11 protein-coding genes are annotated in these 7,772 nt (G+C 39.9%); 7 read left to right on the top strand and 4 right to left on the bottom strand.

Annotation, left to right across the window (positions count from 1 at the left end; all coding sequences use genetic code 11):
* From WC955_12655 to WC955_12640, 4 genes are all read right to left on the bottom strand, one after another.
* Window positions 1-378: TipAS antibiotic-recognition domain-containing protein (locus WC955_12655; protein ID MFA5859904.1), on the bottom strand; the 378-nt coding region annotated here is incomplete at its 3' end.
* Between the two features lie 14 nt (window positions 379-392).
* A complete protein-coding gene (locus tag WC955_12650; protein MFA5859903.1) occupies window positions 393-2,237 on the bottom strand; it encodes an exo-alpha-sialidase in 1,845 nt (614 codons plus the stop codon).
* A gap of 138 nt (window positions 2,238-2,375) precedes the next feature.
* Window positions 2,376-3,119: an alpha/beta hydrolase-fold protein gene (locus tag WC955_12645; GenBank protein MFA5859902.1), complete on the bottom strand. Its 744-nt coding sequence runs from the start codon at window positions 3,117-3,119 to the stop codon at window positions 2,376-2,378.
* A gap of 6 nt (window positions 3,120-3,125) precedes the next feature.
* Complete coding sequence (locus WC955_12640) at window positions 3,126-3,689, bottom strand: hypothetical protein (GenBank protein ID MFA5859901.1); 564 nt, start codon at window positions 3,687-3,689, stop codon at window positions 3,126-3,128.
* Between the two features lie 180 nt (window positions 3,690-3,869).
* Here WC955_12640 and WC955_12635 point away from each other — a divergent pair, with 180 nt between their 5' ends.
* From WC955_12635 to WC955_12605, 7 genes are all read left to right on the top strand, one after another.
* Entirely contained in the window at window positions 3,870-4,439 is a 570-nt protein-coding gene (locus WC955_12635; GenBank protein ID MFA5859900.1) for an RNase H family protein, read from the top strand.
* Entirely contained in the window at window positions 4,426-4,707 is a 282-nt protein-coding gene (locus WC955_12630; protein ID MFA5859899.1) for an AtpZ/AtpI family protein, read from the top strand. Before WC955_12635 ends, WC955_12630 begins: the two co-directional genes overlap by 14 nt.
* Window positions 4,708-5,170: 463 nt before the next feature.
* A complete protein-coding gene (gene atpB / locus WC955_12625; protein MFA5859898.1) occupies window positions 5,171-5,905 on the top strand; it encodes a F0F1 ATP synthase subunit A in 735 nt (244 codons plus the stop codon).
* Between the two features lie 40 nt (window positions 5,906-5,945).
* Window positions 5,946-6,323, top strand: coding sequence for an ATP synthase F0 subunit C (gene atpE, locus WC955_12620; protein ID MFA5859897.1), 378 nt, complete (start codon window positions 5,946-5,948; stop codon window positions 6,321-6,323).
* 8 nt (window positions 6,324-6,331) lie between these two features.
* Window positions 6,332-6,832, top strand: coding sequence for a F0F1 ATP synthase subunit B (gene atpF, locus WC955_12615; protein ID MFA5859896.1), 501 nt, complete (start codon window positions 6,332-6,334; stop codon window positions 6,830-6,832).
* A 6-nt stretch (window positions 6,833-6,838) separates the two neighbouring features.
* Window positions 6,839-7,381, top strand: a complete 543-nt coding sequence (gene atpH / locus WC955_12610; GenBank protein MFA5859895.1) for an ATP synthase F1 subunit delta — start codon at window positions 6,839-6,841, stop codon at window positions 7,379-7,381.
* A gap of 30 nt (window positions 7,382-7,411) precedes the next feature.
* On the top strand, window positions 7,412-7,772 hold a 361-nt coding region (locus WC955_12605; GenBank protein ID MFA5859894.1), incomplete at its 3' end, for a F0F1 ATP synthase subunit alpha.

The following is a 7,772-nucleotide window of genomic DNA, read 5'->3' as shown; positions in this document are numbered from 1 at the left end:
CGACAACCCGGGCTTGATTTTATCGATATTCTTTGTGAACCTCGGATCTGCAACGTACAGATCGCCTAGCCCGCGGAAAATTTCTAACGTACACTTGTAGAAACTGTCGGTAATATGCTGTTTCCACTCACCGACCACTTTTTGTACTTCCGGCGATTCAGGCGGGGTGTCCATCAAACCCGCTACTGTTTGGAATATTTCGCCGCCCCGCGACATAATCCGTTGCCAGTCCTGTTTTGAATACTTCGCGGTTCTTTTCTGGCTTTCTTTATACGCATCAGAATTGCCATATTTTTGTTTGACTTCCTCTGCGTATTGTTCTTGATGTTTCTCAATCTCGGTCATATCGAACGGTTGAAATTTTGTTTTGTTTACCATACTAACGTCCCCTTTTACTTAATCACTGCAATTTTATCTCTTACCACAAAAATGTTTTTGTTGCTGGTGCTGCTCAACACATACAAATATATCCCGCTCGCAACTTGGCCGCCTAAAGTATTATATCCATCCCATTTAATATTTTTTTCACCATCTTTGATGGAAGACTGCCATACTAGATCGCCGGTAATCGTATAAATTTTTAGGACAGCTTCCTGGACATCTAAATTGCTAAACACTATAGTACTATCCACTCCTATCCTGTATGGATTAGGATATATTTTCGTGTTCTGCAGCGGGGTGTTTATTCCTATACCGTCGCTCCAGTCGCTCCAATCCGAGTAATACCCCACTTCACTTTTTACTCGTACACGGCAGTAATATGTATTGTTACCCAAATCAGTACCAGTTATCCCAAAGCCTGTGCCTTCGCCGTCACACAGATCGGATAACCCTATTTGTGTACCAATTTGTATGTGATAAGCCACTAAATCACTTTCTGGATCAGTAACCGTACCCTTATTCCAGTAAAAATGAATGCTTTGTGTGTCCTTAAAAACCTTGTCAGCTTGTGGTTTGCCAGGTTTTCCTACTGGCGCAGTCGGGTCAAATCGTTTGTAGTAAATATCGGCACCGGGTTGGATTCGTTCATCGCCAAATAATAAGTGTAAGATCCCATTAACACTAATAAGTGAATCAGGAAGTGAATATGAAGGATTATATGTAAGCCGTATATCACTCCCCCAAGTTTCACCTTCATCAATACTTTTTTTGTAATATATATCACTGCCATTCCTATAATCGCTCCATACTAAATGTAACCCGTTTTGGTCACTCGTCATGATAGGACTTAAGGTACCTGCTTGATGAAACGTCAATCTTTTATCTTCACTCCAGGTTTTGCCATTGTCTTTACTATTCTTATAATATATTTCCGTATCGTTATTACTATACTTTGAGTCCGACCATACTAAATGTAAAATATTATTTACCGCCAGCAAGTATGGTTCGTAAGCAACTCCAGGAGCAGAAGTTAATTTAACTTCATTGCTCCAGGTTGTTCCATTATCTTCGCTATATCTGTAATAAAGCTCACTGTCTTTGAGAGAACCGCTGCTATCACGGAAGTCTGCCCAAACCAAGTGTAATACATTGTTGTTCAATGCGCTGCAACTATCCCAGGAATAGTGATCAGCATTAGTCAATCTTATATCATCGCTCCAAGTCAGGCCGCCATCTGTGCTTCGTTTATAATATATTTCATCGTTATATTTGCTTACTCTATTTTCACTCCAAAACAGATGAATACTATTGTCTTTATAGGTTAAAAACAGACGTTTAGCATCACCATCCCCATTGGTCAACCTTGTTTCATTACCCCAAGTCAAACCGCCATCTGTGCTTTGTTTGTAATATATTTCATAATTACCATCCCTATTGTCTGTCCAATAAAGACATAATGTATTATCCCATGAACAAAAACACATATTTAATAGAGTGCTACCAATTACAATCCCTGTACTATGAAATAACAAAAAATCAGATGTCCATGTTTTCCCATCATCTAAGCTCTTTTTATAGTACGTATATATGCCATCTGAAAGGTGTTCACCCCAAACAACATGTAAAATTCCTTCACCGTCTGCAGACATTTTTGGATATCCTACAGTATGATTGTTATAACTCAATCTCACATCCTGCGTCCATCCTATAGGAGATATTGACCCTGTTGAATTCACTGACAACGCTTTTACTACAAAGTTATTGTTGTTATCCATTTTCCAGTTAGTTCCTGAATATGATGGCTGTACAAAAAATGCTATTTCTAACAACAAAAACAATATTACCGTATTTTTCATATCAGTTAATTACTGCAATTTTATCTCTTACCACAACAACGTTTTTGTTGCTATCAAGTATACCAATTTTTTCGACAACAGAAATAATGATTTTTAGTAAACACCGTCATTTATCTCTCTTGCATCTATCTTATAATATCACCATAATAAAATAGAGTTTTCTATAAACCCAAACACTCCCGGGAGGCACGTGACAACGGTTTCTAACGAATGGTTCCCCGGTACGGTTGTAAACATATACGCAATCCCCAGTTCGTCAAGTTTTGCGCAGAACGTTTTGTTCATCAACAAATCGTACGCAGTATCCCCGGTTATAATAAAAACCTTTTTCCCTCTCAACCGTTCCGCATGTGTTACGGGGTTAAGTTCCACCCACTTGCTTTCATCACGGCCAATAATATCAAACGGTAGTTTGAGGTCAGATTTCCCTTCATACTTACTAACCGGATAGTCGAGCACGCCTATTATCGGTGCAACAACACTGAACCGTTCATTCCATCTCTCCGCGCAACGTGTACACCCATACCCACCCATACTCCATCCGGTAATCGCAGTACGTTCCGGTTTTGTCGATAATCCGTATTTTTTAGTAACTTCGTTATACACATCGTTGATTAAAGACAGGTAGTTTGACCCGGACTTCACTGCGCTGTCAATATACCACCCGTTCTCTGCGTTAGGGAAAACAATAGCATACTTTTGTTGTTCAATAATTCCCCGTGCAACAGGATGGGTGGTCAAACTTTTACTATTACGCCCCAGCCCGTGCAACAACAATACCCAGGGACGTTCTTTTTTAGGGACAATATTATCGGGGATGTATATATCGTACACCATTCCGCGGTTAAGCGCAGGAGAAAAATATTTTTCTTCTTTTATCATTAAAACCTATTTTTCAGGCGGCGGAGGACAATATACTCCACACTCAGGGTTATAATAAAACATCGCAGCATCCGGCTTCCCGTTATTCATATGTTTGATGATAACATGTGTTTGGTCAAGCCCGTCACAGGTTTCCATGGTTGCCGTATGAACACCAGTAAGTGTTATGGTTTCATTCCCGCGCAACGTAATGTTTGACCATACCATTGTAGAATCTCCCGGCATAGCATCACCTTTATTGTAAGTAACATATAGAGGAAACGGATACCACCACCTCTGGCATGACCCACTCTCGTAATACTCCTGTATCGCTGTAATGTCCAGGTTGTTGTATGTGCGGTTAGATTTATTAACTAACTTAACCTCAAAAGTCATAGGTAATCCTATATAATACCCCGCATACCCTTCTTCAGTATAAAAAAACGGATCTTTGTACACAACTGACACTTCAAGCCCTTTAAGTTCACCACAATGATTACCCATCTTCGGTACTTCTGCATTGACCATCACAGCGCAAGTAACCGCCGTAAATACTGCCAACATCAGCAGTTTAAACATTGTTTTCTTCATAATAATTATATTCCTTTCCATACATTATGTTATTACCATACAATAATGTTATAACTATATCAACAAAATTAATAGCCAACTTTCCCCATTTTTTCAAGTGCTTATTCATTGCTATTTTTTGTCATAACGTATATCATAAGAACCTTAATTAAGTAAAATAGTTATCGTGGATTATAATTAATGAATACAAAAAGTAAAACATACGAAATCGTTAATACCCATACCGGTAAGATAATAGAAACCCTTACCGCTCCATGGGCAAATGTTTATTATAGGGTACAAAAACTTAACTCTTCCGGGATAAAGGTATATGCACGTAAACCACAACCCGTGAAAGAAAGGTTTGAGCACAAACATCAAGCCACACATTCTCCACACGTTTTATGCTGTGACGCATGGACTTCCGGTAATCCCGGGCTCGGCGGGTGCCGCGTATGCGACCTACAAGGCAATACTTTAGATGAATGGAATTCTGATACACGCCATACTAACAACTACTACGAACTTACAGCAATTGGTTTAGCCATAAAATACGCAAAGAAACATAAGTATACCGACATATATTCTGACTCCCGCACGGCATTAGCGTGGATATACAAAAAACGTGTTTCCCGTGACACCCATGAACGTGATACTATCCAGGATATGATCCTTAAAATATACGGCATGTTATTGGGTTCAAACATAAAAATACTAAAATGGAACACCCAGAAATACGGCGAAATCCCGGCGGACTATGGAAGAAAATAATAAAAAAGTAGTACCAAAGATCAGTTTAAACCGGTTCCAGGACAAAAATCTTTGGCAAGCATCACTCCTTGGGACAAACCTCGCGGTTTCTATAGCAGTTGGGTTCGGGATAGGTTACTGGCTGGATAAATTGTTTAATACACCGCCATGGCTGATGATACTCTTCTTTTTCCTGGGTATAGCCGCCGGGTTCTGGCAAATAATTAAGTTTATGGTTAAGAAACAAAATAATGTTAAAAACAATACTTATAAAAACACTAATAATTAATGCAGTAACCGCTGCCACAGGATTTACGATTATCTCATTCTTGATAAATTTTCGTTCAGGAGCAGCATTAGTTGCGGGTATTATAATAAGTTGTTTCAGTATATACTTATTAACCCAACAGTTCAGCGCTATGGCTTCTAAACAAAACAAAAATTATGTGTTACACCTAATGTTAACCCTATTCCTGCGATTTCCGGTTGTAATACTACTATTATTTGTATCACTTGCAACACTAAAACTTCCTCCGCTTATTCTGGGGATAGGACTGTCTTTACCGGTAATTGTTTATATAATAACTCTATACTTGCAATCCACAAAGAAACAGTGAGTGTAAACCATAGAAAACTACCACTTTATTTTGACAAAGCAAGAGGTTTTAGTATATAATGAACTAATTATTCAGTTTATTGTTCACAGGTGCCCTGTTGTAAATGTTGTAGAAAGTATTGAGTAAAACAAGAAAATGTCGATAGTACCCGAACCCATACATTATAAGTTTCTCCCTATACCTCTGACACTGGCGATGACCTGGATTGTTTGGCTGATAATTCTTGTTACTTCACTTATAGCACGGTATAAATTTAAACCCGTCCCCGGTACCCTGCAAAATGTTATAGAATTGATACTAAACTTTGTATACGACCTGGCAAACACAACTCTTGGACAGGAAGCGCGGAAGTATTACCCTTTGTTTGCCGGTATATTTATTTTTATCCTAATCAGTAATTTAATAGGCCTGATCCCGGGGTTCACGTCTCCGACTTCTGACCTCCATGTAACCATAACTTTAGCATTAACTGTTTTTATTTATTACAACTACGTAGGTATCCGTAAACACGGCATCCTGGGTTACCTCAAACACTTTATGGGCCCGAAATTACCGTGGTATCTCGTACCGGTCAATGCATTGATGTTCGTCATAGAAATTATAAGCCATATCGCACGCCCGTTTTCACTGGCGATACGTTTGTATTGCAACATCTTCGCAAAAGAAGCATTACTTGGCTTCCTTGCGTTACTGATGACAATATTCCTGAACGACCCCACGCTGTTTACAAAAGCATTGGCAATAGTACCGCTACTATTACGCCCGTTAATAGTTTTACTGGGTATAATGGTTGGGGTGATACAAGCATTCATTTTTTTGGTATTAACGATAGTATATATCGCCGGCGCAACCGCGGCGGAGGAACACTAAGTAATTTTTGGGTTTAGGTCTAATGGAGAAAGGATTCAGTATGAAAAAGCCAGTCGTGTTATCAGTACTCGGGATGTTGGCATCAACAGCAGTTGCTTATGCAACACAGGCAGCAGGTGAAGCAGTACCAGCAGCGGAAACAGTATCAAAAATCAACCCGGCGGTAGTACCATACTTTGCGGCAACAGTTATCGCTGCAGCGTTTGGTTTAGCAATCGCAGCGGCGGTATGCGGTATCGGGCAGGGTATGGCAACTGCACGCGCGGTGGAAGGCATTGCACGCCAGCCGGAAGCGCAAAACCAGATTCAGCTTGCGATGATGATCGGGTTAGCCTTTATTGAATCCCTGGTACTTTACTGTTTATTTATCGCTATCATATTATTATTCGCGAACCCGTTCGCAAAATTGTTCATGTAATTAAATTTATGATAGAAATTAATGGCTTATTGTTACTAACACATATTGTAACATTCCTTATCGGCATGGGTATCCTCTGGAAATTAGCCTGGGGGCCGATCACGCAGATGATGCGTGACCGCGAAGAGCGTATCAAAAAAACTATTGATGACGCCGCTGCGTTACACCAAAAAAATGATGAGCTCAACCGCGAGTACGCAAAGAAAATCCAGGAGATACAAACCACTGTGAGTACAGCTGTAGCAAACGCTGAAATTGAAGGTACTAAACTCAAAGACAGCATCCTGGCATCCGCACAGGCTGACGCAAAAATGCTGGTAGAAAAAACCCGTACTCAATTACAACAGGAACGCAACCAGATGATCATTGAAGTACGTGAAGACGCTGCAAAGGTATCCCTGATGATAGCGGAAAAGCTGTTGAAACAAACAGTTGACCCTAAGATACAACAAAAATTTTTTGCTGACTTTCTTTCAAAAGTAGGGAAAAACACGGAGAATACGAATTAGCAGGTTATGGAAGAAACAATTTTATCTCAACGCTACGCCCATGGGTTTGTTAATACCATAAAAACCCCGGCAGAACTTATTTCCACGATGAATGAATGCGCGGAAATAAAGGCGTTATGGTCATCCTCGGATGAACTTAACACCGCGTTAAACCATCCGGCGATAAGTATCACCGAAAAAAAAGCTCTCTTGTTCGCGGTACTCTCACCGGCTATTGATAAACGCATCCTAAGTTTCTTGCATTTACTGATAACAAAAAAACGTATTAACCTGTTACCGTTGATGCTTGATAAAATAATTGAGTATATATATGACCGCCAGGACATTAAGCATGTTGAGATTGACACCGCAGCGGAGCTAAGCCAAGCGGAAGTTCAACAATTAACTCTGGCACTTGAGAAATATTTTAATAAAAAGGTATTAATGAAAATTAACCTTAACCCAACCCTAATTGCGGGATTGATAATAAAATATGACGACAATGTTATTGACAACACTCTGGCAACGCAATTATCTGCGTTACACCGTGTACTTGTCAAACAGCGTTAACGGACATAAAGAAGGACGGAATGAATTGTTATGGTAATTAAACCGGAAGAAATCACTGGGATACTGCAAAAACAAATTGCGGAGTACGAAACAAAACTTGAACTCAAAGAAGTAGGATATGTTATTCAGGTAGGGGACGGTATCGCGCGGATATTCGGCCTGCACAACGCGGTTATTGGCGAACTCCTTGAATTTCCCCATAACGTCTTTGGCATGGTACTAAACCTTGAACGCGAGAACGTTGGTTGCATATTATTCGGTGCGGATCATTTAATAAAAGAAGGTGATGAAGTTAAACGTACAGGTAAAGTTTTGGAAGTTTCCACCGGTAAACACCTTTTAGGCCGCGTAGTTAACCCTCTGGGAATTCCAATTGACGGGAAAGGAGACC

This window comes from Elusimicrobiota bacterium, assembly GCA_041658405.1.
In the GTDB taxonomy this organism is placed as follows: Bacteria; Elusimicrobiota; UBA5214; order JBBAAG01; family JBBAAG01; genus JBBAAG01.
This window is presented reverse-complemented; position numbering and strand designations above follow the sequence as displayed.

Coding starts and splice junctions, on each gene's coding strand:
- WC955_12645 (MFA5859902.1), bottom strand. CDS start 3,119: ATGATAAAAGAAGAAAAATATTTTTCTCCTGCGCTTAACCGCGGAATG.
- WC955_12630 (MFA5859899.1), top strand. CDS start 4,426: ATGGAAGAAAATAATAAAAAAGTAGTACCAAAGATCAGTTTAAACCGG.
- atpH (MFA5859895.1), top strand. CDS start 6,839: ATGGAAGAAACAATTTTATCTCAACGCTACGCCCATGGGTTTGTTAAT.
- WC955_12640 (MFA5859901.1), bottom strand. CDS start 3,689: ATGAAGAAAACAATGTTTAAACTGCTGATGTTGGCAGTATTTACGGCG.
- WC955_12650 (MFA5859903.1), bottom strand. CDS start 2,237: ATGAAAAATACGGTAATATTGTTTTTGTTGTTAGAAATAGCATTTTTT.
- WC955_12635 (MFA5859900.1), top strand. CDS start 3,870: ATGAATACAAAAAGTAAAACATACGAAATCGTTAATACCCATACCGGT.
- atpE (MFA5859897.1), top strand. CDS start 5,946: ATGAAAAAGCCAGTCGTGTTATCAGTACTCGGGATGTTGGCATCAACA.
- atpB (MFA5859898.1), top strand. CDS start 5,171: ATGTCGATAGTACCCGAACCCATACATTATAAGTTTCTCCCTATACCT.
- atpF (MFA5859896.1), top strand. CDS start 6,332: ATGATAGAAATTAATGGCTTATTGTTACTAACACATATTGTAACATTC.